Source organism: Rhizobacter fulvus, from assembly GCF_964020785.1.
In genome coordinates this window covers 508,934-533,028 of the sequence record NZ_OZ224516.1, presented here as the reverse complement: position 1 = coordinate 533,028, position 24,095 = coordinate 508,934, and the positions used below count along the sequence as shown (strand labels likewise).

At 70.0% G+C, this 24,095-nt stretch carries 24 protein-coding genes; 5 read left to right on the top strand and 19 right to left on the bottom strand.

What is annotated here, in order from left to right:
• Nucleotides 1-3: 3 nt before the first annotated feature.
• The 14 genes from ACWH49_RS02580 to ACWH49_RS02515 all read right to left on the bottom strand — a co-directional run bounded on the left by ACWH49_RS02580 (nt 4) and on the right by ACWH49_RS02515 (nt 15,328).
• On the bottom strand, nt 4-915 hold the full coding sequence (locus ACWH49_RS02580) for an amino acid ABC transporter substrate-binding protein (protein WP_448170022.1): 912 nt from the start codon (nt 913-915) through the stop codon (nt 4-6).
• Nucleotides 912-1,265: a c-type cytochrome gene (locus ACWH49_RS02575; protein ID WP_448170021.1), complete on the bottom strand. Its 354-nt coding sequence runs from the start codon at nt 1,263-1,265 to the stop codon at nt 912-914. The genes ACWH49_RS02580 and ACWH49_RS02575 overlap by 4 nt, the downstream gene beginning before the upstream one ends.
• The gene (locus ACWH49_RS02570; protein ID WP_448170020.1) at nt 1,262-2,938 is read right to left on the bottom strand and encodes a PQQ-dependent dehydrogenase, methanol/ethanol family; all 1,677 of its coding nucleotides are present in this window, start codon (nt 2,936-2,938) and stop codon (nt 1,262-1,264) included. Before ACWH49_RS02570 ends, ACWH49_RS02575 begins: the two co-directional genes overlap by 4 nt.
• 227 nt (nt 2,939-3,165) lie before the next feature.
• A complete protein-coding gene (locus ACWH49_RS02565) occupies nt 3,166-3,864 on the bottom strand; it encodes a pseudouridine synthase (protein WP_056464442.1) in 699 nt (232 codons plus the stop codon).
• Between the two features lie 103 nt (nt 3,865-3,967).
• Nucleotides 3,968-4,624 (bottom strand): NUDIX hydrolase, encoded by a 657-nt coding sequence (locus ACWH49_RS02560; protein ID WP_448170019.1) that lies wholly within the window; start codon nt 4,622-4,624, stop codon nt 3,968-3,970.
• Nucleotides 4,624-5,466 (bottom strand): phytanoyl-CoA dioxygenase family protein, encoded by an 843-nt coding sequence (locus tag ACWH49_RS02555; RefSeq protein ID WP_448174293.1) that lies wholly within the window; start codon nt 5,464-5,466, stop codon nt 4,624-4,626. The genes ACWH49_RS02560 and ACWH49_RS02555 overlap by 1 nt, the downstream gene beginning before the upstream one ends.
• Before the next feature lie 454 nt (nt 5,467-5,920).
• Nucleotides 5,921-6,925, bottom strand: a complete 1,005-nt coding sequence (locus ACWH49_RS02550) for an ABC transporter substrate-binding protein (protein WP_448170018.1) — start codon at nt 6,923-6,925, stop codon at nt 5,921-5,923.
• A 52-nt stretch (nt 6,926-6,977) separates the two neighbouring features.
• Nucleotides 6,978-8,138 (bottom strand): ABC transporter permease, encoded by a 1,161-nt coding sequence (locus ACWH49_RS02545; RefSeq protein WP_448170017.1) that lies wholly within the window; start codon nt 8,136-8,138, stop codon nt 6,978-6,980.
• Nucleotides 8,135-9,034, bottom strand: coding sequence for an ABC transporter permease (locus tag ACWH49_RS02540; RefSeq protein ID WP_448170016.1), 900 nt, complete (start codon nt 9,032-9,034; stop codon nt 8,135-8,137). Before ACWH49_RS02540 ends, ACWH49_RS02545 begins: the two co-directional genes overlap by 4 nt.
• Nucleotides 9,021-9,809 (bottom strand): ABC transporter ATP-binding protein, encoded by a 789-nt coding sequence (locus ACWH49_RS02535; RefSeq protein ID WP_235580381.1) that lies wholly within the window; start codon nt 9,807-9,809, stop codon nt 9,021-9,023. The genes ACWH49_RS02540 and ACWH49_RS02535 overlap by 14 nt, the downstream gene beginning before the upstream one ends.
• A gap of 37 nt (nt 9,810-9,846) precedes the next feature.
• On the bottom strand, nt 9,847-11,151 hold the full coding sequence (gene preA, locus ACWH49_RS02530) for an NAD-dependent dihydropyrimidine dehydrogenase subunit PreA (protein ID WP_448170015.1): 1,305 nt from the start codon (nt 11,149-11,151) through the stop codon (nt 9,847-9,849).
• Between the two features lie 12 nt (nt 11,152-11,163).
• Complete coding sequence (locus ACWH49_RS02525) at nt 11,164-12,549, bottom strand: NAD(P)-dependent oxidoreductase (protein WP_448170014.1); 1,386 nt, start codon at nt 12,547-12,549, stop codon at nt 11,164-11,166.
• Nucleotides 12,550-12,578: 29 nt separating this feature from the next.
• Entirely contained in the window at nt 12,579-14,027 is a 1,449-nt protein-coding gene (gene hydA / locus ACWH49_RS02520) for a dihydropyrimidinase (RefSeq protein ID WP_448170013.1), read from the bottom strand.
• 17 nt (nt 14,028-14,044) lie between these two features.
• On the bottom strand, nt 14,045-15,328 hold the full coding sequence (locus ACWH49_RS02515) for a Zn-dependent hydrolase (protein WP_448170012.1): 1,284 nt from the start codon (nt 15,326-15,328) through the stop codon (nt 14,045-14,047).
• A 151-nt stretch (nt 15,329-15,479) separates the two neighbouring features.
• Here ACWH49_RS02515 and rutR point away from each other — a divergent pair, with 151 nt between their 5' ends.
• From rutR to ACWH49_RS02490, 5 genes are all read left to right on the top strand, one after another.
• Nucleotides 15,480-16,103 (top strand): HTH-type transcriptional regulator RutR, encoded by a 624-nt coding sequence (rutR, locus tag ACWH49_RS02510; RefSeq protein WP_448170011.1) that lies wholly within the window; start codon nt 15,480-15,482, stop codon nt 16,101-16,103.
• Nucleotides 16,104-16,149: 46 nt separating this feature from the next.
• Complete coding sequence (locus ACWH49_RS02505; protein ID WP_448170010.1) at nt 16,150-16,611, top strand: ArsR/SmtB family transcription factor; 462 nt, start codon at nt 16,150-16,152, stop codon at nt 16,609-16,611.
• Nucleotides 16,500-16,976 (top strand): SRPBCC family protein, encoded by a 477-nt coding sequence (locus ACWH49_RS02500; protein ID WP_448170009.1) that lies wholly within the window; start codon nt 16,500-16,502, stop codon nt 16,974-16,976. The genes ACWH49_RS02505 and ACWH49_RS02500 overlap by 112 nt, the downstream gene beginning before the upstream one ends.
• A complete protein-coding gene (locus ACWH49_RS02495; protein ID WP_448170008.1) occupies nt 16,973-17,323 on the top strand; it encodes a GFA family protein in 351 nt (116 codons plus the stop codon). Before ACWH49_RS02500 ends, ACWH49_RS02495 begins: the two co-directional genes overlap by 4 nt.
• Before the next feature lie 83 nt (nt 17,324-17,406).
• Nucleotides 17,407-18,255, top strand: a complete 849-nt coding sequence (locus ACWH49_RS02490; protein WP_448170007.1) for a c-type cytochrome — start codon at nt 17,407-17,409, stop codon at nt 18,253-18,255.
• Between the two features lie 13 nt (nt 18,256-18,268).
• On the opposite strand, the gene ACWH49_RS02485 is transcribed toward ACWH49_RS02490, so the two are convergent.
• The 5 genes from ACWH49_RS02485 to ACWH49_RS02465 are packed head-to-tail and all read right to left on the bottom strand — an operon-like array spanning nt 18,269 to nt 24,045.
• Nucleotides 18,269-19,645, bottom strand: coding sequence for an alpha/beta fold hydrolase (locus ACWH49_RS02485; protein ID WP_448170006.1), 1,377 nt, complete (start codon nt 19,643-19,645; stop codon nt 18,269-18,271).
• Entirely contained in the window at nt 19,642-20,709 is a 1,068-nt protein-coding gene (locus ACWH49_RS02480) for a P1 family peptidase (protein ID WP_448170005.1), read from the bottom strand. The genes ACWH49_RS02485 and ACWH49_RS02480 overlap by 4 nt, the downstream gene beginning before the upstream one ends.
• On the bottom strand, nt 20,706-21,656 hold the full coding sequence (locus ACWH49_RS02475; RefSeq protein ID WP_448170004.1) for a glycerophosphodiester phosphodiesterase family protein: 951 nt from the start codon (nt 21,654-21,656) through the stop codon (nt 20,706-20,708). Before ACWH49_RS02475 ends, ACWH49_RS02480 begins: the two co-directional genes overlap by 4 nt.
• Before the next feature lie 53 nt (nt 21,657-21,709).
• A complete protein-coding gene (locus ACWH49_RS02470; protein WP_448170003.1) occupies nt 21,710-22,849 on the bottom strand; it encodes an acyl-CoA dehydrogenase family protein in 1,140 nt (379 codons plus the stop codon).
• Between the two features lie 17 nt (nt 22,850-22,866).
• Entirely contained in the window at nt 22,867-24,045 is a 1,179-nt protein-coding gene (locus tag ACWH49_RS02465; protein WP_448170002.1) for an acyl-CoA dehydrogenase family protein, read from the bottom strand.
• Nucleotides 24,046-24,095 lie beyond the last annotated feature (50 nt).

The window sequence follows — 24,095 nt, the reverse complement described above, 5'->3', positions numbered from 1 at the left end:
CGATCACTCGGCCATCAGGTCCGGCAGGCCGATCGCGCGGCCGACCTGCGGGTCGCCCGGCACGATCCAGGTCGTGCCGGCGGCGGTGCTCCAGCGCTGCAGGTCGCCATTGGCGAGTGCCCGTTCGATCACGCGGTCGGCCGCGGCCCGCACGTCGGGTGCGTCCTCGCGCGCGACCAGACCGATGTTGATGCGCAGCGGGTGCACGTAGGCCGCGCGGCGGAGCGCACTTGTCGGGTGCGCGAGCCGCCACGCGTCGTAGCGGTCGAGCGGCGCGAGCGTCGCGTCGATGCGGCCGCTCTCGAGCGCCTCCAGCGCGTCCTCGTTGCGCGACAGTCCGACGATCTGCGGCCGCAGCTTGCCGTTGCGGTACAGCGTGACGGCGGTGCCCGCCATCGTGCCGGCGACGACGCCGATGCGCGCATCGCCCGGCTGCGCCAGCGTGGCCGATTCACGCGCCGCCTCGCGCACCAGCAGTCCCATGGCCACCGCGTGGTAGGCCCGGCTCGGGACCAGCGTGCCCAGCGGCACCCACGGTCGCAGCGGCGGGCGCTTGGCGCCCGGGTAGTCGGGGACGCGCGCGGTCGGCCGCGACGGCGCGCCCAGGTCGCCGGCGAGCAGCGGGAAGCCGCTGGCCAGCGCGCACACCCCGGACGACAGCAGCGCGTTGACCTCGTGCGAGAGCGTGCTCTCGGCCTCGTATTTCGACTCGAACGGCACCAGCTTCAGCGGCCGGCCGAGTTCGTCCGCGATCGCCTGCGCGACCCGCACGTCGAGCCCGCGCAATTCGCTGCCCACCGTGTACGACAGCGGCGGGTTGTTCTCGGCCATGCAGACCGCCAGCGGCTCCGCGGCCAGCGCAGCGCCGGCCGCACCGAGCAGTGCCGCGGTCCACGCCAGGCGCAGCCGCGTCACGGTTCCTTGCCCCCGCGGCTGCCCACGTAGGCCCACAGCAGCTCGATCTGCTGCGGCGTCAGCGCATCCTTGAACGACGGCATGTTGCCCTTGCCGTTCGTCACCGAGTTCTGGAAGCGTTCGACGTCGTCGACCGGGAAGCGGCGCAGGTCGTAGACCGTGGTGCCGGAGTTGACCATGTTGTGGCCGTGGCACTGGGCACAGGTGCGGTGGTACTGCACGCGGCCCTTGTCGATGTCCTCGGGCTGGAAGTGGGCCTGCGCGAGGGTGGCCGATGCGAAGCTCGCACCGGCCGCCAGCGCGGCGGCCCGCAGCGCCGCCGCGGAGGAAACGGCGAGCCGCCCCGTCATCGGATCGCGAAGGTCCAGAGCGAACCGCCGGCCGGCGTCTGCGACATGCGCTCGTCGCCCAGCAGGGCCCACACGCCGCCGCCGCCGGAGACGATCGACACGTACTGCTTGCCGTCCTTCTCCCACGTCACGGGCAGGCCGATGATCCCGGAGCCGGTCTGGAACTGCCACAGCTTCTTGCCGTTCTCGGCGTCGACCGCGATCACCTCGCCGGTGGCCGCGCCGGTGAAGACCAGGCCGCCGGCCGTCGACAAGGTGCCGGCCATGCTCGGCTGGCCCGGCCAGGCCATCTGCCACTTGCTCTTGCCGGTCATCGGGTCGATCGCGCTCAGGTAGCCGTGCGGCTGGTCCTTGGGCATGTTGACGCCGCGGAAGTTGACGCCCAGGTACCACTCGCCCTGCTTGTACTCGGGCTTGGCGAGCTGGTAGGGCCAGCTGATGTTGAGCGTGTTGGCGTAGGCCAGGCCCGTCGCCGGGTTCCACGACATCGGCTGCCAGTTCTTGCCGCCGAGCACCGACGGGAATATCTCCACGTCCTCGCCGGCGCGCACCCGCTTGAACGCCGCGGACTCGACCGGGCGGCCGCTGGCCATGTCGATCTTGTCGGCCCAGTTGACCTTGACGTAGGGGTTCGCGGCCAGCAGCTTGCCGTTGGCGCGGTCGAGCACGTAGAAGAAGCCGTTGCGGTTGGCCTGCGCCAGCACCTTGCGCTTGGTGCCGCCGATGTCCATGTCGACCAGCATGCCGACCTCGGTGGCGTCGTAGTCGAACGGGTCGTTCGGCGAGAACTGGTAGTGCCAGACGAGCTCGCCGGTCTTCGGGCGGAACGCGAGCACCGAGCAGACGTAGAGGTTGTCGCCCTTGCGCGCCTCGGCGTTCCACGGGCCGCCGTTGCCGGTGCCCCAGTAGACGAGGTCGAGTTCGGGGTCGTAGGCGCCGGTCAGCCAGGTTGGCGCGCCGCCCTTCATCGCGGTGTCGCCGGGCCAGGTGTCGCCGCCTTTCTCGCCGGCCGCGGCGGTCGTGTACAGCTTCCAGAGTTCCTTGCCAGTCTCCGGGTCCCAGCCGGTGATGAAGCCGCGGGTCCCGTACTCGCCGCCGGCGATGCCGGTGATCAGCGCGCCGCCGGTCACCAGCGGCGCCGAGGTCATCGCATGACCCTGCTTGTAGTCGGCTGCCTTGGACTTCCAGAGCTGCTTGCCGGTCTTGGCGTCGTACGCGATCACGTGCGCGTCGAGCGTGGTGCGGTAGATCTTGCCGTTGTAGATCGCGGCGCCCCGGTTCAACAGGCCGCAGCAGGCCATCTTGAACACGTCCGACGCGAACTCGAGGTCCTGCTTCCAGATCTGCCGGCCGGTCAGCGCGTCGACCGCGACGGTGCTGGTGTGCGTCGTCACGTACATCACCCCGTTGTGGATGATGGGCTGCGACTCCTGCCCTTGCGGGTTGTTCAGGCTGTAGGTCCAGACCGGCGTGAGCTTGTCGACATTGCCCTTGTTGATCGCCTTCAGCGGGCTGTAGCGCTGGTTCGCATAGCCCATCCCGTAGGTGAGCACATCGCCGGTCGTGGCCTGGTCGTCGGTCAGGTCCTTCAGGGTCTGCGCCTGGAGGCCGGCGGTCGCGCCCAGCGCGAGCGCGCAGGCGATGGCGGCCCGCAGGGTTCGGTTCGTCGTCATGCTGTCTCCTGTTGTTGCTTTGGACGGCGCGTCGGCAAGACTGCCGAACGCGCCGCTGCCGCAACGGTAGGACGAGCGGATTCGCGACGATATATAGGGGCATCCCTGACGCCGCCCTGGCGGCTGCGTAGCGGCGCGCGGCCCCGGCGAAGAAGCCCTGGGCGGTCCGCGGGAAGTGGCGTCCGCGCCGCGTGCGGTCGGTGTGCCGAACTGGAACAGCGCGGACGTCAGGGGCCGAACAGCACCTGCGGCCCGGGCAGCCAACGCCACTGGCCCGGGGCCAGATCGGCCGGCAGCGCCAGCACCCCGTACCGGCTGCGGTGCAGCGCATTGACGGTGTTGCCGGTGGCCGCGACCATCCGCTTGACCTGGTGGTACTTGCCTTCGAGCAAGGTCATTCGCAGCGCATGCGGGCCGGTCTGTTCGGCGGCGGCCGCCCGCACCGGCAGCGGATCGTCGTGCAGCACGACGCCGCGCAGCAGTTCGTCGACCTGCGCCGGCGTGACCGGATCGATCGTGCCGATCTCGTAGACCTTGGGCACGTGCTTCTTCGGCGACGTGAGGCGGTGGATCAGCGCGCCGTCGTCGGTCATCAGCAGCAGGCCGGTCGTGTCCTCGTCGAGCCGGCCGACCGGCTGCAGGCCGCGCACCCGCAGCGGCGGCGGCAGCAGGCTCATCACGCTCGGGTGGTGCTTGGGTTTCTGCGAGCACTCGTAGCCGGCCGGCTTGTGGAGCAGCACCAGCGCCTTCGCGTGGTAGGGCCACAGTTCGCCGCGCACGCCGAAGGTCAGGCCCTCGGGCGCGACCTCGAAGAACGGGTCGTCGCAGACCTGCCCGGCCAGCGTCACGTGCCCGCCGAGGATCAGCCCCTCGCACTCGCGGCGGGCGCCGAAGCCCTGGGAGAACAGCAGCTGGGAGAGTTTCATGCGCGCATTTTCGCGGGTGCTCGCGGGGCCAGCGCCGGGCCGCTCCCAAGCGGCCCCGCACCCGCCCGGAGGGTGGTGCGGTACACCGCACCGGGTGCTTGATCTACTTCCATGCGAAGGCCGGCTGGTCGAAGTGGGCGACGCGGGTCGCGAGGCCCTTGATGCAGACTTCGCGGAACTGGTACAGCACCGCCGCGGTCGGTGCGGCGATCCAGTGCCCGGCCACCGGCATCTTCAGCACCGGGCGCGCCGGGTCGTCGGTCGGCTCCAGGATCGGTGCGTCGGTGCGCATGAACTCGTCGACCGGGATGCGGTGGATGCTTTGCACCTCGTCCGGGTTCGGCCGCATCGCACGCGCGGCGCCGGCCCACACGACGACCGGCGTGATCACGTAGCCCGAGCGCGTCTCGAAGTCGTCGAGCCGGCCGAGCACGTCGTCCCGGCCGAGCCGAAGCGCCACTTCCTCGTCGAGCTCGCGCAATGCGGCCTGCTCCGGGGACTCGCCGGCGTCGATGCGGCCGCCCGGCAACGCCCACTGGCCGGCGTGCGCGCGCAGCGCTTCGGCACGGCGCGTCAGCACCAGCGCCGCGCGTTCGCTCCATGCGGCCGGGCTCGGCAGCCCGGGCAGGTCGGCGCCGAAGCCTTCGTCGGTGACGGCGACCGCGACCGCCGCGTGGCGGTGCCCGGCGAGGTCCCGCGCGAGGCGGTCGAAGCCGCGCAAGCGTGCGGCGATCGTCTCGCGAAGCGCGTCGTCCGCCATCAGCCGACCAGTTTCGGGAACAGCGGGTGGTCCATCTCGGCGCCGGCCGGCAGCTCGTCCGCGAGACCGGGGAAGGGCGGCGAGGTGACCCACGCGCGCGGTGCATGCCGCACGTCGTCGCCGAGGAAGCGCACCGAGAACACGCGCCGGCGCTGGCCGCCCGGCACGCCGGCGGCCGCATGCAGCGCGAGCATGTGGAAGCAGACGATGTCGCCCGGCTGCACGTCCCAGCCGATGATCGGGAACGCGGCGCGGTCGGCGTCGATCGCCGGCAGGTCGGCCAGGCTGCCCTCGGGGAACCACTTCGCCTGCTGGTCCATGAACGTGCGCGGCATCAGCCACGGGCCGCGGTGCGAACCGGCGACGAACTCCAGCGTCGATTCGCGCGGCACCGGATCGACCGCGATCCACATGCTGACGGTCTGCGTGCCCTCGATGTTGTAGTACGGCTGGTCCTGGTGCCACGGCGTGCGCTGGCGCGTACCGGGTTCCTTGACGAGCAGGTGGTCGTGGTACAGCCGCACGGTCCGCGAGCCCATCAGGCGTTGCGCGAGCAGGGCGAGCGGCGAGCCGACGATGAACTCGCGGTACGCGGGGATGTGCGGCCAGTTGCAGAAGTCCTCGATGAAGAAGCCCGGGTCCTCCGGCCGGCTCGCGACCTTGGCGCGCGGGCTCGGCGCGGCGAGGTTGGTGTCGATCCCCTGCGTCAGCAACGCGAGTTCGTCGGCGTTGAGCAGACTGCGGATGCAGACCGCGCCATCGCGCCTGAAGGCCGCGACGTCGGCGTCCGCGACGTGCGCCTCGACACGCTCGGCGACGGTCGGAGGTGGGGTGGATGGCATCGTCATGGGCCTCGATTGTCGCGGAGCGCGCCTGCCGTTGGCGCCTTGCCCGCATGATGCCGACGTGGCGTCGGGCTCATCCCGCTGCCGCGTCCACCGCCCATGTCAGCCCCTTGAGCGCGGCCCTGTGCGTCACCAGCTTCCTGCTGGTGACCCGCCTCTGCAACGCAAAGCGTTGAAGGCGCACGCCGAAGCAGCCGATCGCGGCGCTGGACCTGTTGTTGACCCACGAAAGCCTGGTGCTGCAGGACGCCGACGCGGTGGCCGCCGCGCTGGCGCAGTTCCGGGCCAAGCCCGCGCTGGCTTCTCGGATTGCCTGGTGCTCGAGATCGCCCGCAAGGCCGGGCACCTGCCGCTGGCCACGTTCGACAAGGCGCAGGCGGGCGTGGATGGCGCGCAGCGCCCGTCGTGACGCATCGAGGTCGGCCCTGGTCGGGCCGCCTCGCGCGCCGGCTTACTTCGCCATCGCCTTGTCGGTCACCGCATGCGTCCATGCCGCGGCGCCCGGATCCTTCTTGATCACCGGGTCGCTGCCGCCGGCCAGCAGCACCTTGACCGTGCGCTGGTAGGCGGCCGGGTCGAGCACGCCCATCTTCGGCGTGCCGGCGGTGGTGATCAGCTTGGCGACGTTCTCGAGCTGGCGCTTCTGCACCGCGGCGGTCGAGCCGCCCGAGGTGTCGGCGGCGAGTACGATCTTGACGGCCTCGTCCTGATTCTTGATCGCGTACTCCCAGCCGCGGATGCTGGCCTTCACGAACTTCGCGATCTTCGCCACGTAGGCCGGGTCCTTCAGGTCCGGCTCGCGGGCGTAGAGGCCGTCTTCGAGCGTCGCGACGCCCTGGTCTTCATACGGGAAGGTGACGAGGTCGGCCGGCTTCACGCCCGCATCGATCACCTGCCAGTACTCGTTGTAGATCATGGTCGAGATGCACGCGGCCTGGTTCTGCAGCAGCGGGTCGACGTTGAAGCCCTGCTTCAGCACCTTGACGTCGGGCGACGCGCCGCTGGTCTTCAGGCCGAGCGTGCCCATCCAGCTGAGGAACGGGTACTCGTTGCCGCCGAACCAGACGCCGAGCGTCTTGCCCTTGAAGTCCTTGGAGGTCGTGACGCCGCTGGCCTTCTTGCAGGTCAGCATCATCCCGGAGCGGTTGAAGATCTGCGCGACGTTGACCATCGGCACGCCGGCCTCCCGCGCGGCCAGCGCGCTGGGCATCCAGTCGACCGTGAGATCGGCGCCCTTGGCGGCGAGCACCTGCGCCGGGGCGATGTCCGGGCCACCCGGCTTGATCGTCACGTCGAGGTCGGCCTCCTTGTAGAAGCCCTTGGCGGCGGCCACGTAGTAGCCGGCGAACTGCGCCTGCGGCAGCCACTTGAGCTGCACGGTGACCTTGTCGGCGGCGCCGGCGGCACCGGCCATGCCAGCCAGCATCAGGGAGAGCAGGAGAGTCGTCTTGCGCATCGGGGAACTCCGGAGGTTGTGCCTTGCGGCGTGGGTGAAAAGCGATTGGAACTCAAACATGGGCGCGCATCGAGGGGTGCCAGAAGGTCGCGCGGCGCTCGATCCAGCCGAGCAGCCCGTACAGCGCCGAGCCGGCGATCGCGGCCACCAGGATCGCCGCCCACACCAGGCCCATGTTCAGCCGCGCCGCCTCGGTCGAGATGCGAAATCCGAGCCCGGCCACCGGCGAGCCGAAGAACTCGGCGACGATCGCGCCGATCATCGCGAGCGTCGAATTGATCTTCAGCGCGTTGAAGACGAACGGCAGCGCGACCGGGATGCGCAGCGACAGCAGCGTGCGCCAGTAGCTTGCGCCGTACGAGCGCATCAGGTCGCGCTCCATGTGCCCCGATTCGGCCAGGCCGGCAAGCGTGTTGACCAGCATCGGGAAGAAGGTCATCACGACCACGACGGCGGCCTTGGAGTGCCAGTCGAACCCGAACCACATCACCATGATCGGCGCGACGCCGATCAGCGGCACGGTGCTCGCCAGCGCCGCCACCGGCAGCAGTCCACGCTGCAGGAACGGGCTGCGGTCGATCAGCACGCCGACGATGAAGCCGAGCGCGCAGCCGGCCACCAGCCCGATCAGCACCGAGTGCATCACCGTCTGCTGGAAGTCGCCGGCCAGCACGCCCCAGCCGGCGAGCAGCGAGCGCCAGACCACGCTCGGCGCCGGCAGCAGCACCTGCGGCACGTCGAACGCGCGGGTCAGCAACTGCCAGAACACGATCACCCACGCGCCGAACAGCAGCGGCGTGCCGTACTGCGCCGCCCACGCGCCGAGCGCGCCTTCGGCGTCCTGCTTGGCGAGGCGGCGCACGCTGGTGATCGCCAGCAGCCCGAGAGCGACGGTGTAGCTCCAGAAGCCGCTGCGCCAGGCGGCGGCGTCGAGCGCGGCGACGACGTCGGTCGCGATCATGATCAGCGGCGCCAGCGCGGCCAGGCCGCTGGCGACGGCGAACAGCAGCACCGGGCCCGGCCTCTGCGGCGGCCGCAGCACCGCCAGCATCGAAGTGAACAGGCCGCAGCACGCGAACACGAAGGGCGCCGCCAGGCTGGGCCAGCGCAGCGTCTGGCCGGTGGTGGTGACGCCCAGCGGCAGCACGAACGACAGCGCGGCCAGCAGCACCGCGGCGGTCGCGATGCGCTGCTCGCGGATCAGCGCGATCACCGGCGGCCTCCCGGCGTCAGCAGGCGCTCGGCGAGCGCGACGCAGCCGGTCAGCGCCAACCCGAGCAGCGCCGACATCACCAGCGCGGACCAGATCTGCACCGTGTTGCCGTAATACGAGCCGGTCAGCAGCCGCGCGCCGAGGCCGGCCTGCGCGCCGGTCGGCAGCTCGCCGACGATCGCGCCGACCAGGCCGGCGGCGATGCCCACCCGCAGCGACGGGAACAGGAACGGCAGCGATGCCGGCACGCGCAGCTTCCAGAACGCCTGGCTGCGCGACGCGGCGTAGGTGTGGAGCAGTTCCGTCTCCATCACGCCGGGCGAGCGCAACCCCTTGACCAGCGCGACCGCGACTGGGAAGAAGCACAGGTACATCGAGATGATCGCCTTCGGGAAGGTGCCGCTCATGCCCATGCTGCCGAGGATCACGATGATGATCGGCGCGATCGCCAGCACCGGCACCGTCTGCGACGCGATGATCCAGGGGAACAGGCTGCGGTCGAGCGTGCGCGAGTGGACGATCGCCACCGCCAGCAGCGCGCCCAGCAGCGTGCCCATCACGAAGCCGAGCAGCGTGGCGGAGCTGGTGACGGCGGCGTGGTACAGCAGGTTGCGCGGCGAATCGAGCGGCCAGTTGACGATGGAGTCCCAGAGGTCCGCGACGATCTGGTGCGGCGCCGGCAGCACGGGCCGGTCCATGGCCCAGGTCAGGCGCAGCAGGTCGACGGCGGTCCAGCCGGGCTGGGACGACAGCGTCCGCTCGATGACCTGCGGTGCGTTCAGCCAGACTGCGAGGGCGTACCAGAGCACGAGCACGATGCCGAGCACCGCCAGCACAGGGCCGGCGTTGAACCAGACGGCTCCGGCCCGGCTGCGCTCGACCTCAATGGCCGCCATGCCCATCCTGCAGCGACATGCGCACGCGGTGCGATATCTCGGCGAACTCGGGCGTGTCGCGGATGTCCAGCGTGCGGTCGGCCGGCAGGCCGGACTCGATCACGTCGACGATGCGGCCGGGCCGCGGCGACATCACGACGATGCGCGAAGAGAGGAACACCGCCTCGGGGATCGAGTGCGTGACGAACACGACCGTGCGGCGTTCGCGCTCCCACAGCCTGAGCAACTGCTCGTTCAGCCGATCGCGCGTGATCTCGTCGAGCGCGCCGAACGGCTCGTCCATCATCAGCAGCTTGGGCTCGAAGCCCAGCGCGCGCGCGATCGACACCCGCTGCTGCATGCCGCCCGACAACTGCCACGGGTACTTGCCCTCGAAGCCCTTCAACCCGACGCGCTCCAGGTGCTCCATCGCCACAGCGCGCGCCTTCGCCTTGTCCAGACCGTGGATCTCCAGGGGCAGGCAGCAGTTGCCCAGCACGGTGCGCCACGGAAACAGGGCGGGCGCCTGGAACACGTAGCCGTAGGCGCGCGCCAGCCGTGCGTCGCGCGTGCTCATGCCGTTGACGCGCACCACGCCCGAGGTGATCTGCTCCAGGTCGGCGATCACCCGCAGCAGCGTGGTCTTGCCGCAGCCCGACGGGCCGATCAGCGAGATGAACTCGCCCTCCTGGATGCTCAGGCTGACCCGGTCCAGCGCCGTGACGGCCTGTTCCTTGGCGGGGTAGACGACCGAGACTTCCTGGACATCGACGACGGGGGCGGGCAGGGCTGGCAACAAAGGCGACTCGACGGTTCGGGTTCTCTGGGTGGGCTCAGGCCACGCGCGCCGGGTTGTTCGGGTGCGTGGTCCAGTTGGCGTACTCGCCACTCACCCATTGTCCGGTACGCGGATCGGTCTGGCCGGGCTGCAGCGCATGCATCGTGATGCAGGCCGGCACCGGGCAGACCGAGACGCAGAGATTGCAGCCGACGCATTCGGCCTCGACGACCTCGAAATGGCGGTGGCCGTCCTTTGTCGCGGTGATCGCCTGGTGCGAGGTGTCCTCGCAGACGACGTGACAGCGGCCGCACTGGATGCACAGGGCCTGGTCGATCTGCGCCTTCTCGATGTGGTTCAGGTTGAGCTGGTTCCAGTCGACGATCGACGGCACGGCCCGGCCGCGGAATGCATCGATGTTGTAGAAGCCCTTGCTGTCCATGTACTCCGCCAGGCCGCTGCACATCTCCTGCACGATCTTGAAGCCGTAGGTCATCGCGGCAGTGCAGACCTGCACGTTCCCGGCGCCGAGCGCGATGAACTCGGCGGCGTCCTTCCAGGTCGTGATGCCGCCGATGCCCGAGATCGGCAGCCGCGCCATCGCCGGCGTGCGGGCGATCTCGGCGACCATGTTCTGCGCGATCGGCTTGACGGCCGGGCCGCAGTAGCCGCCGTGCGAGCCGAAGCCGCCGGTGTTGGGGTGGATCAGCAGCGAATCGAGGTCGACGCCCATCACCGAGTTGATCGTGTTGATCAGCGACACCGCATCGGCGCCACCGCGGTGCGCCGCGAGCGCCGGCGGCTTGATGTCGGCGACGTTCGGCGTCAGCTTCACGATCACCGGCAGCCGCGTGAACTGCTTGCACCAGCGGGTCACCATCTCGATGTACTCGGGCACCTGGCCGACCGCCGAGCCCATGCCGCGCTCGCTCATGCCGTGCGGGCAGCCGAAGTTCAGCTCGATGCCGTCGCAGCCGGTGTCCTCGACGCGCGGCAGGATCGCTTTCCAGGCCTGCTCCTCGCACGGCACCATGATCGAGACGACGACCGCGCGGTCCGGCCAGTTGCGCTTGACGCGAGCGATCTCGTCCAGGTTCACTTCCAGCGGCCGGTCGGTGATCAGCTCGATGTTGTTGAAGCCGATCAGGTGCCGGTCCTGCGAATACAGCGCCGCGTAGCGCGGCCCGTTGACGTTGACGACCGGTGGCCCGGCCTCGCCGAGCGTCTTCCAGACCACGCCACCCCAGCCTGCCTCGAAGGCGCGCTGGACGTTGTATTCCTTGTCGGTGGGCGGCGCCGAGGCGAGCCAGAAGGGGTTCGGGCTGCGGATGCCCGCGAAGGTGGTGCTCAGGTCGGCCATGTTGGCTCCGTGTCAGGCGCTGGCGAAACGGCGCACGCGGGTGAAAGGCGTGCCTTGGCGCTGGTAGCCGAGTGCGCGGTCGATCGCGTGCGCGGCGATCTTGCCGTGCTCGACCGCCTCGACGGTCAGGTCCTTGCCGCCCCACGTGCAGTCGCCGCCGGCCCACACCTTGGCGAGCGAGGTGCGGCCATCGCCGTCGACCGCGATGCGGCCGCCGCGCAGCGCGAGCGTGGCCAGCGTCGGGTCCGCGAGCACGAGGGTCTGGCCGATCGCCTTCAGCACGGTGTCGGCTTCGAGGCTCCAGTGCTTGCCGGTCGGCACCAACTGGCCGTTGAGGTCCTGCACCGAGGCGAAGGTGACGCCCTCGACGTGGCCGCCGACGATGTTGACTGCCTTCGGCACGCTCCACTCGCGGATCGCGACGCCGTTGAGCTTCGCCCAGTCCTGCTCGTGCTTGGACGCCGGCATGCGCGGCTGGTCGCGGCGGTAGACGATGGTCACCTCCTGCGCGCCGAGCTTCCTCGATTGCACCGCGGCGTCGACCGCGGTCATGCCGCCACCGATCACGACGACGCGCCGGCCGACCGGCACGGCGGCCACATCGTGCGCCTGGCGCAGCCCGGCGATGAACTGGACCGCATCGCCGACCTCCGGTGCGCCCTCGTTCGCCAGGCCGAGCGCGTTGACGCCGGCCAGCCCCAGGCCGAGGAAGACCGCGTCGTATTGCGCGGTCAGGTCGGCCAGCAGCACCTGCTCGCCGAGCTTCTGGCCGTGGCGGGTCTCGATGCCGCCGATCGACAGCAGCCAGGCGATCTCCTTCTGCGCGAAATCGTCGGGCGTCTTGTAGGTGGCGAGACCGTATTCGTTCAGACCGCCCGGCTTGGGCTTGGCCTCGAACACCGTGACCTCATGGCCGAGCATCGCCGCCCGGTGCGCACACGCGAGCCCGGCCGGTCCGGCGCCGACGACCGCGATGCGCCGGCCGGTCGGCATGCCGCGCACGAACATCGGCGCGCCGCCGGCGTTCATCGCGTGGTCGGTCGCGTGGCGCTGCAGCAGTCCGATCTCGACCGGCTTGTCCTCGTTGGTGTTGCGCACGCAGGCCTGCTCGCACAGCACCTCGGTCGGGCAGACGCGCGCGCACATGCCGCCGAAGATGTTGGCCTCGAGAATCGCCCGCGCCGCGCCGCGCAGGTTGTCCTCGCCGATGCGGCGGATGAACGACGGGATGTCGATGCCGGTCGGGCAGGCGTTGACGCACGGCGCGTCGTGGCAGTAGTAGCAGCGCTCGGCCTCGATCAGCGCCTGCACGGGCGTCAGCGGTGGGTGGGCGTCGCCGAAGTTCTGGGTGTACTGGCACGCGTCGAGTCGACCGGCCTTCACGTCGGGTTGGGGCATCGAGGCAAGTCCTTCGAGAGGTCGGGCGATCAGGCGGCGCGCGACACCGGCTGCGGCTGGTGGAGGCCGACCTGCCGCTTCAGCGCATCGAACACCGGCGCGAACGCCGGGCGTTTCACGTATCGGCCGGCGCCGCGCTCGGTGCGCAGTTCACCGTCCATCCAGACGATCTTGCCGCGCGAGATCGTGACCTTCGCGAGGCCCTGCACCGTGCGGCCCTCGAACACGTTGTAGCCGACCTTGCTGATGCTGCCGGCGGTCGTGATCGTCTTGGTCGCGGCCGGGTCCCAGACCACGATGTCGGCGTCGCTGCCTGCGGCAATCGCGCCCTTGCGCGGGTAGAGGTTGAAGATCTGCGCGGCGTTGGTCGAGGTCACGCGCACGAACTCGTTGGCCGTCAGTCGGCCGGTGTTGACGCCCGCGTCCCACAGCACCGACATGCGGTCCTCGACGCCGGCGCAGCCGTTCGGGATCTTCGCGAAGTTGTCCTTGCCCATCGCCTTCTGCTCGTTGCAGAACGCGCAGTGGTCGGTCGCGGTCGTGTGCAGGTGGCCGGCGGCGAGGGCACCCCATAGCGCATCCTGGTGGTGCCTGGCGCGGAACGGCGGGCTCATCACGTGGGCGGCGGCGATGTTCCAGTCGGGATGGCGGTAGACCGATTCGTCGATCGTCAGGTGCCCGGCCAGCACCTCGCCGTAGACGCGTTGGCCGTGGCTGCGGGCGCGGATGATCGCCTCGACCGAATCCTGGCTCGACACGTGGACGATGTAGAGCGGCGTGCCCAGCACCTCGGCGATGCGGATCGCGCGCTCGGCGGCCTCGGCCTCGACCGCCGGCGGGCGCGACAGCGGGTGCGCTTCGGGGCCGGTGATGCCTTGCGCGACCAGCCGCTGCTGCATCTGGAACACGAGTTCGCCGTTTTCGGCGTGCACGGTCGGCAGGGCGCCCAGTTCGAGGGCGCGGGTGAAGCTGTTCACCAGCACCTCGTCGTCGGCCATGATCGCGTTCTTGTAGGCCATGAAGTGCTTGAAGCTGTTCACGCCGTGCTCGCGCACCAGCGTGCCCATGTCGTCGTGCACCGACTGGTCCCACCAGGTGACGGCAACGTGGAAGCTGTAGTCGGACGCCGACTTCTCGGCCCAGCCGTTCCAGTTGCGCCACGCCTCCATCAGCGGCTGCTTCGGATCGGGGATCACGAAGTCGATGATCATCGTCGTGCCGCCGGAGACGCCGGCCGAGGTGCCGGTGTAGAAGTCGTCCTTGGTCACGGTGCCCATGAACGGCAGCTCCATGTGGGTGTGCGGGTCGATGCCGCCCGGCATCACGAGCGCGCCGCCCGCGTCGACGATGGTCGCGCCCGCAGGCGCCTCCAGGTTCGGGCCGACGGCGACGATCGTGCCGTCCCGCGTCAGCACGTCGGCGCGGACGCTGTTCTCGGCATTGATGACGGTGCCGCCGCGGATCAGGATCTGGGTCATGGGGTGTTGCTCCGGGTTCAGGCCACTGCCACGGTTTCGTTGCTCTTGAAGACCTCGGGCAGCTCGTTCGCCTTGGCCAGCATCGCCTGGAACAGCACGTTGCCGCCGGCCTCGATCCACTCGGGCTTGGCGTCCTCGATCTCGTTGTGGCTGATGCCGCCGATGCACGGCACGAACACCATCGCGGTCGGCGTGACCTTGCTCATGTAGCAGGCGTCGTGGCCGGCGCCGGAGACGATCTCGCGGGTCGTGTAGCCCAGCCGCCTGGCGCCGGCGCGCACCATCTCGACGCAGCTCTCGTCGAAGTGCACGCAGTCGTACTGGAAGATCTGCTTCAGGTCGTGTTCGAGCCGGCCTTCGGCCGCGATGGTCGCGACGCCGGCCTTCAGCTCGGCATCCATCTTCAGCAGTTCGTCGTTGTCCGGGCAGCGGAAGTCGACGGTCAGGAACACCTTGCCGGGGATCACGTTGCGCGAGTTCGGGTAGACGTTCAGCATGCCCACCGTGCCGACCGCCAGCGGCGCGTGCTTCAGCGCGATCTCGTTGACGAGCTGGATCACCTTGGCGGCGCCGAGCAGCGCGTCCTTGCGCACCGGCATCGGCGTCGGGCCGGCGTGCGAGTCCTGGCCCGTCAGCACCAGCTCGTACCAGCGCTGGCCCTGTGCGTCGGTGACCACGCCGATCGTCTGGCCCTCGTGCTCGAGGATCGGACCCTGCTCGATGTGGGTCTCGAAGAACGCGTGCACCGGACGATTGCCCATCGGCTCGCTGCCGAGATAGCCGATGCGCTTCAGTTCCTCGCCGATCGTCTTGCCCTCCTGATCGGTGCGCGAGTGACCGTAGTCCAGCGAAAACACGCCGGCGTAGACGCCCGAGCCGACCATCGCGGGTGCGAAGCGCGAGCCTTCCTCGTTGGTCCAGACCGAGGCCTCGACCGGCCGCTCGGTCTCGATGCCGTGGTCATTCAGCGTGCGGATCACTTCCAGCCCGGCGAGTACGCCGTAGACGCCGTCGAAGCGCCCGCCGGTCGGCTGGCTGTCGAGGTGGCTGCCGGTGCCGACCGGCGCCAGGTGGTTGTTGCGGCCGGGGCGTCGCGCGAAGATGTTGCCCATCTGGTCGACCTTGACGGTGCAGCCGGCCTCCTCGCACCACCTGACGAACAGGTCGCGGCCCTGCTTGTCGAGGTCGGTCAGCGTCAGGCGGCACACGCCGCCTTTGGGCGTCGCGCCGATCTTCGCCATCTCCATCAGGCTGGCCCACAAACGGTCGCCGTTGATTCTCAATTGCTCTGTTGCTGCCATCACATGCTCCTGCAAGGGTCGGACGAACCCGAGTTATGCACCGAGATGCGGCGTGCGTCCACCGCGGCGGTCAGCATGCAACCCCTGTGCCAGTTTGACCATATGGACAAACACGGGGTCGGCGCGCCGGCGATGTGGGAGACTGCCCGCCGTGACGAAGAAGAAGCCTGCCGCCGCACCCCCGCCGAACAAACGCGACGCGGTGCTCGCCGCGGCCCTGGCGCTGTTCTCGCGTTTCGGGCTGCACGGCACCAGCGTCGACCAGGTGGCGGCGCGCGCGGGCGTGTCGAAGAGCAACCTCCTCTACTACTTCGCGAACAAGGAGGAGCTGTACGTCAGCGTGCTGCGCGACCTGCTCGAGGTCTGGCTCGCGCCGCTGCGCGAGTTCACGGCCGAGCAGGACCCGCAACAGGCGATTGCCGACTACATCCGCCGCAAGCTCGTCGTCTCGCGCGACAGCCCTGACGCGTCGCGCCTGTTCTGCCTCGAGATGATCCAGGGCGCGCCGCTGCTGCGCGACGAGCTCGACCGCGAGCTGCGCGAGATCGTCGTGCACAAGACCGCGGTGATCCAGGGCTGGATCGATGCCGGGCGGCTCGCGCCGGTCGACCCGCGACACCTGATCTTCGCGATCTGGGCGACGACCCAGCACTACGCCGATTTCGCGGTGCAGGTGGATGCGCTGACCGGGCGGACGCTGGCGGACCCGGCGTTCTTCGAGACGACGGTGCGCAACGTGCAGGCGGTAGTGCTGGGCGGCGTGGCGCCGAGGTAGCGAGCGGTGCTTGACATCGGCGAGGCGCGCGCTAATACTAAACCGTATGGTTAACAAAGAAGCTTCGCATCTGGACCTCGTGTTCGCCGCGCTGTCGGACTCGACCCGCCGCGGCGTGCTCGCCCAGCTGGCGCAGCCGGGTGCCGACGCCGGCTTCAGCGTCAGCGAACTCGCGCAGCCGCACGGCATGTCGCTGCCCGGCTTCATGAAGCACCTGGCCGTGCTCGAAGCCGCCGGCCTGATCGCCCGCGCGAAAGAGGGCCGCGTGGTGCGTTGTGCGCTCGACGCCGAGCCGCTTCATGCGGCGGCCACCTGGATCGCCGGCTACGAACGCTTCTGGACCGACCGTCTCGACGCCCTCGGGCGTTTTCTCGACCAGCAGGAGGAACCCGCACCATGCCCACCACCGCCGCCGCCACGCAGACCGCCGCCAGCGTCCGCATCGACCGCCACTACCGCGCCGCGCCCGAGAAGGTCTGGCGCGCGTGGACCGACCCGCAAGCCCTGAGCTGCTGGTTCGGCCCCGGCGAGCAGCCCTCGCTCGTCACCGCCGACCTCGACGTGCGCGAGGGCGGGCGCTTCGTGCTCGCGTTCAAGACGCCGGACGGCGAGACGCAGCAGGCCTCCGGTGTCTACCAGACCGTCGAGCCGGCGCGCCGACTGGTCTTCAGCTGGGCCTGGAAGGGCACGCCCGAGCGCATCTCGCGGATCAGCATCGCGCTGACCCCGGCCGGCGACGGCGGCACGGACCTGAGCTTCGTCCACGACCGCTTCTTCGACGACACCTCGCGCGCCAACCACGAGCGCGGCTGGCAGCTGTTCTTCGTCAACCTCGACCGCTTCGTGCAGCAACAGGAGGAGGGCTCCGCATGACCACGTACCAGGGCAGCTGCCATTGCGGCCGCGTGAAATTCGAGGCCGATGGCGAGATCGCGTCGGCCATGTCCTGCAACTGCTCGATCTGCCAGCGCAAGGGCGCGTTGATGTGGTTCGTGCCGCGCAGTGCGCTGAGGTTGCTGACGCCCGACGAGGACGCCGCCAGCTACGGCTTCGGCAAGCACCTCATCCGGCACCGCTTCTGCGCGGTCTGCGGCATCCACCCGTACGGCGAGGCCACGTCGCCGGCCGGCGAGGCGATGGCGGCGATCAACATCCGCTGCATCGAGGGCATCGACCTGGCGGCGATCCCGGTCACGTCGTTCGACGGGCGTGCGGTTTGAGGACGCCGATCGCTGTCACATTTGTTGACACTTGAGGACGGTGTCGACAAACTCGCGTCCCATCTCGAGGGGAGGGCGAGGCGATGACTCGATTCGGAAGTTTTGTCCTGCTGGCGACGCTGGCGACGCTCCACGCGGCGCACGCCGCGCCGACGCTCGAACGCGGGCGCTACCTGATGCAAAGCGTCGTCGCCTGCGGCAACTGCCACGCGGCGCGCGACGAGCGCGGCGGGATCGTCGCGGCGAAGGGCCTCTCCGGCGGCATGGTGTTCGACGATCCGGCGTTCAAGGCGGTGGCGGCGAACATCACACCCGACCCGGCCACCGGCATCGGCAAGTACACCGATGCGCAACTGGTGAAGGCGATCCGCGAGGGCGTGCGCCCGGACGGCCGGCTGATCGGCCCGCCGATGCCGATCGAGTTCTACCGCCACCTGTCGGACGACGACGTCGGCTCGATCGTGATGTTCCTGAAGGCGCAACCGCCGGTCGCGAACGCGGTCGCGAAGTCCGAGTACCGCATGCCGCTGCCGCCCAGCTACGGGCCGCCGGTCGCGGGCGTGAAGGCACCGCCGACGGCGCAGACCGTGAAGTACGGCGAGTACCTCGCGACCATCGGTCACTGCATGGAGTGCCACACCGCGCGCGACGCCCAGGGCATCCCGAAGCGCGCGCAGCTCGGCGCCGGCGGCATGGTGTTCAAGGGCCCGTGGGGTGAAAGCGTCTCGCGCAACCTGACGCCGGTGGGGCTCAAGGGCTGGTCGGACGCGCAGATCGCGCAGGCGATCCGCACCGGCACCGACCGCAACGGCCACCCGTACCTGCCGCCGATGGCGTTCGAGTTCTACAAGAACATCAACGACACCGACATGCGCGCGCTGATCGCCTACCTGCGCACGCTGAAGCCGGTCGCGACGCCGGGCAAGAGTTGACGCGCAGCGGCGTTCAGTACATCAGCTCGAGGTAGCTCAGCTCGTTGTTCGCCACGGGCCAGGTGCGGCCGACCACGCGCTCGTCGTTGAACACGCCGACGACCGCGCGGCTGGCGCCGTCGGTCAGCTTGAGCTTCGACGACGCGACGCCTGCGACACCCTGCGCAACACCGGGCGGAGCCTTGCCGTCCAGGCTGATCTGGTCGCGTGGCAGGCCGAAGTAGCCGCGCGGGCGGGTCATGATGACGACGGCCGCGGCGTCCTTGTCGGTGTCGAGGATCTTCTCGACCCGCAGGTTCACGACGGCGGACGAGCGCGGGAACGGCGAGCGGTAGATGTGCGTCGTCGCATAGCCCGGCGCAGCCAGCACGAATTCGTAGCGCGCCTGCGGGTCGGCATCGAACGGCCCCCATTGACCGTCCGCGCCGATGGTCTTGCGGTGCACCGGCCCGCCCAGGCGCTCACCGGTCGCGGGGTTCGTGGCGTAGATCTCGAGCGTCGCGCCGACGAGCGGCAGGTTGGTCGGCACCACGCCTTGCGGCGCGTAGCCGAGGTAGCCGCTGACCCGGCCGTCGAGCACGACTCGGGTCTCCGGCGTGATCGCGAGCGAGACCGGCGGCTTGCCCGTGACGAACCGGAACATCTGCTCGAAGGCCTTCGCGCTGTAGGCGGTCTCGCGGTGGTCGATGCCGGCGATCACGACGTTCTCGGCGCCCTTGAGCGCCGGGCCCTCCGCCGTCACGTGGGTCGGCACGCCTTTGGCGCCGATCCACACGCCGTCCGGCTGCGCGAACTTGTCGTTGTTGTCGGAGCGGATCGTCATCCACTTGACGTCGGGCGTGACCTCGTCGCCGTTCGGTCCCTTCGGCGCATTCAGGCCGGTGAGGAAGGCGCCGGCGCCATTGAATTCGCCGTTCGGCGCGCGCGTCGGGTCGGCGTAGACGCCGTGGTTCGGCGTGCCGCACAGGATCGCGTGCGAGACCTTGCCGGCACCGCTGCCGTTCTGCAGGTAGTTGCGCACCGCATTGCCGCCGCGCGAGTTGGCGATCAGCACGACCTGGCGCGCGCCGGTGGCCAGCAGCAGCTTGTCGACTTCGGTCGAGAGGTAGGCCATGTTCTCCGCGGTGGAACTGCGACCGGCCTGCGGCTTGGTGTCGTCGTCGCGGGCGAGCGGGTAGGGGATGTCGATCGCGCGCAGCCGCTCGCGCGGCCAGCCGTTGGATTCGAAGCGCCACAGCGTGGTCGTCCACAGCGCGGCGGTGTCGCCGTTGCCGTGCACGAACACGATCGGCGGCGGGCTGGCGGCGCCCGGCCCGGTGGCGCAGGCGCCGAGTGCGGCCGATGCGGCGGCGCCGATCAGCAGGGTGCGGCGGTTCAGGGTCAGGCTCATCGCGGGGTCTCCGGGGTCGAGTTGTTCGTGTGATCGTCGGGGGCAAGGTCGGCGGCTGCGGGCAGCGGTGGCAGGCCCGGCGCGTCGAGGCGATTCGCGGCGCGCGCCGCGCGCACGATCGCGGTGGCCATCACGTCGGCCGCCAGTGCCCCGAGCAGCGTGAGGTGCGCGCTGCGGCCGGCCGCGCCGGTCGCGAGCGCGAAGATCGTGTCGCCGTCGGTCATCGTGTGCACCGGGTTGATCGCGCGGGCGAAGCCGTCGTGCGCCATCTGCGCGATCTTGTTCGCCTGCGCCTTGGTCAGCACCGCGTCGGTCGCGATCACGCCGAGCGTCGTCGCGGCGCCGATCTGCAGCGGTGCGGGCACGTCGCCGCGGCGCAGCGCCTGCATCGTGCCGAGCAGCGCGCGGCCGTCGGGCGTGCGCGCGCCGGCGATAGGCCGGCCGGTGGCCGGGTCGACCACGTCGCCGATCGCGTTGACGGCGACGAGGGCGGCCACGGTGATGCCGTCGACCGTGAGCGAGGCGCTGCCCAGCCCGCCGCGCATCGCGCGGTGGATGCCGAACAGCTTGCCGACCGCGCAGCCCGCACCGGCACCGACATTGCCTTGCGCGACCGCGGCGTCGCTCGCGGCCTCGCAGGCCGCGTAGCCCGACGCAGCGTCGGGCCGGATCGTCGGGTCGCCGACCCAGAGGTCGAACAAGATGGCCGCCGGGACGATGGGCACCCGGATCGCCTGGCGAGCCGGCTCGTGGCCCTGGGCCGGTCCGACCTGCACGCCGTGGCCACGCTCGTCGAGCCAACGCATGACGCCCCCGGCGGCATCGAGCCCGAAGGCGCTGCCGCCGCCGAGCAGGATCGCGTGGACGGTGTCGACCGCGTTCAGCGGCGACAGCAGGTCGGTCTCGCGCGTGCCGGGCGCGGCGCCGCGCACGTCGACGCCGGCGACCGCGCCATCGGGCGTCAGGATCACGGTGCAGCCGGTCGGGCGCCGCGTGTCGGTGTGGTGGCCGACGCGCAGGCCGCGCACGTCGGTGAGGCTGTCGGTGCGCGGCGGCTGCGTCACTTGCGGCCCGCGACGAACGCGTTGCGCGCCTTCACGGCCAGGTCGCTGTAGTTGCTGAACACGCCGTCCAGGCCCATCTCGAGGAAGGTGCGGTATTCGTCGGCGGCCGCGGCGGCGTCGAGCTTCGCGAAAGTCCAGCCGTGCACCTGGAGCCCGGCGTCGTGGGCCTGCGCGACCCACGCTTTCGTCAACGGGTACTTGGTGTTCGCCATCGCGACGCCGACACCGCTCGCGTACGCCGCCACGTCCTTCAAAGGCAGCATGCGGCCGCCCGGCGCGGCCATCATCGCGCGGCCGTCGGGCAGGGTGATCGCATGGCCGAGCAGCACCAGCGGCAGGCTCATGCCGAGCGCGCGCTGCTTGACGGCGAGGCTCTGGACGGTCGCGTCGCTGAACGACTGCACGAAGACCCGGTCGGCGGCGCGCGTGAGCTGCTCGCGCTGCAGCGTCGCGAGAAGTCGGTCTTCCATCGCCGGATCGGCCTGCTTGGCTTCGGGGTAGAGGCCGACGGGGCGGCCGGCGACTGCGCGCTGCGCCTTTGCCAACGCGATCACCTCGTCGAAGGTCGGCACCCGAAGTTCGGCGAACGCGGGCGTGAAGCCGGGGTAGGTGGCGGCGCCGGTGGTGGTCGGCTTGACGGTCAGCGTGCGGATTTCGGCGAGCGTGAAGTCGGCGACCTTGTAGCCGCCGTTTCGGGCCGCGAACAGTTCCGCGACATTGGTGGTGCGCGGCAGCGTGTCGTCGTGGATCGCGACGAGCACGCCGTCGCGGGTCATCTGCAGGTCGGGCTCGATGTAGTCGGCGCCCATCCGGATCGCCAGCTCGTAGCCGGCCAGGGTGTGCTCGGGCAGGTAGCCGCTCGCGCCGCGGTGGGCGATGACGAGCGGCTCCGCGGCTTGCGCCAGCGCGCCGCACAGCGCCAGCAGCAGCGCGGCGAGCTTCACCATGTCACGCGAAGACGCCCGCGGTGAAGGTCAAGCAGAGACACCTGCGGTGAAGGTCAAGCAAACACACCTGCGGTGCTCTGCATCCGCGCCGACACCTCGCCGAGCTGGTGCAGCGAGTCGCCGTAGGTCATCTCCATGACCGTCAGGCGCTTGAAGTAATGGCCGGCGACGTACTCGTCGGTCACGCCGATGCCGCCGTGCAGCTGGATGCACTGCTGGCCGACGAAGCGCATCGACTGGCCGAGCTGGTACTTGGCCTGGGCGATTGCGCGGCGGCGCGCGGCCGGCGGTTCGTTCAGCTTCAGACTCGCGAAGTAGCTCATCGAGCGGGCCAGCTCGAGCTGCATCTTCACGTCGGCGATGCGGTGGCGCAGCGCCTGGAAGGTGCCGATCGCGACGCCGAACTGCTTGCGCGTGTTCATGTACTCGACGGTGACCGCGACCAATTTGTCCATCGCGCCGACCGCCTCGGCGCACAGCGCGGCGATGCCGATGTCGATCGCGTGCTCGAGCGCGTCGAACGCCGTGCCGGCGGGCAGCATCTCGATCGCGTCGGCGGCGTTCAGGGTCACGTCGGCGGCGCTCGCGCCGTCCTGCGTCGGGTAGCCCTTGACGCTCACGCCCTTCTCGCCCTTCGAGATCAGGAACAGGGCGATGCCGTCCGGTGCGTCGACCGCGCCGCTGACGCGCGCCGGCACGATGAAGGCGCCGGCGTGCGCGCCGGCCGGCACCATCGTCTTGGTGCCGGTCAGCTGCCAGGTGCCGCCGACGTTCTTCGCGGTGGTCTCGACATGCGCCAGGCGGTAGCGCGCCGTACGCTCCTGGTGCGCGAGCACGACCCGCTCCCGGCCTTCGGCGATGCCTTGCAGCCACAGCGCCGCGGACGGCGCCTGGGTCGCGTTCAGCAGGCTGGTCGCGACCAGCGAGACGGCCGCGAACGGTTCCATCACGATGCCGCGGCCGAGCTCTTCCATCACCACCATCGCGTCGACCGGGCCGAAGCCCATGCCGCCGTTCGCTTCCGAGACATACAGGCCGAGCAGGCCGAGTTCGCCGAGTTCCTTCCAGGCCGCCGGCGAGTAGCCGCCTTCCTTGACGATGCCGCGGCGGCGCTCGAAGGTGTACGCCTTGTCGACCCATTTGCGCACGGTGTCGCGCAGCATTTCTTGATCGTCGTTGAAATCGAAGTCCATGGTGATTCCTTGTCCGTTCAGCCCAGCACGGTCTGCGCGACGATGTTGCGCTGGACCTCGTTCGATCCGCCGTAGATCGTGGTCTTGCGCATGTTGAAGTAGGTGCCGGCGAGCGGCGCGACGAACGCGCCGGCGCTCAGGTCGCCCTGCCAGCCGGCCTCCATCGCCTCGCGCTGGTAGGGGATGGCGGCCGGGCCGGCGGCGAGCATCATCAGCTCGGCGTAGCGCTGCTGGATCTCGCTGCCGCGGATCTTCAGCAGGCCGGCCACATCGAGCGCGGCCTTGCCGCTCTTCTCGGCCGAGAGGACCCGCAGCACCATCATCTCGAGCGCGACGACCTCGACCTCGAGCTTGGCGATCTCGTCGCGGAAGCGGGTATCGGCGTAGACGCCTTCGGCGGCCGCGATGCGCTTCAGGCGCTCGAGTTCACGCTTGGCGCGGTTGACGTCGGCGATGTTCGTCCGCTCGTGCGCCAGCAGGTGCTTGGCATAGGTCCAGCCCTTGTTCTCCTCGCCGATCAGCTGGTCCGCCGGCACCTCGACGTTGTCGAAGAACACCTCGTTGACCTCGTGCGCGCCGTCCATCGTGATGATCGGACGCACCGAGACGCCGGGGCTCTTCATGTCGATCAGCAGGAAGCTGATGCCGGTCTGCGGCTTGCCTTCGTTGCTGGTGCGCACCAGGCAGAAGATCCAGTCGCCGTACTGGCCGAGCGTGGTCCAGGTCTTCTGGCCGTTGACGAGGTAGTAGTCGCCCTTGCGCTCGGCGCGGGTTTTGACCGAGGCCAGATCGGAGCCCGAGCCCGGCTCGCTGTAGCCCTGGCTCCACCACACGTCGCCGCTCATGATGCCGGGCAGGAAACGCTCCTGCTGCGCCTTGGTACCGAAGGCCATGATCACCGGCGCCACCATCACCGGACCGAAGGGCACGACGCGCGGCGCGCCGGCCAGCGCGGTCTCCTCCTCGAACAGGTGCTTCTGGATCGCGTTCCAGCCCGGCCCGCCGAACTGCGTCGGCCAGGCCCAGCCGTGCCAGCCCTTCTTGCCGAGGATGCGCGCCCAGCGCTGCATGTCTTCCTTGGTCAGGTGGATCGCGTTGTGAACCTTGTGGCTGATGTCCTTGGGCAGGTTCTCGGCGACCCAGCCGCGGATCTCCTCGCGGAAGGCTTGTTCTTCGGGCGTGAAATTCAGGTCCATGGGTCGTCTCCGTCTTCGCTGACCGGTGTGTGTGGCGTGGAACAGGGTTT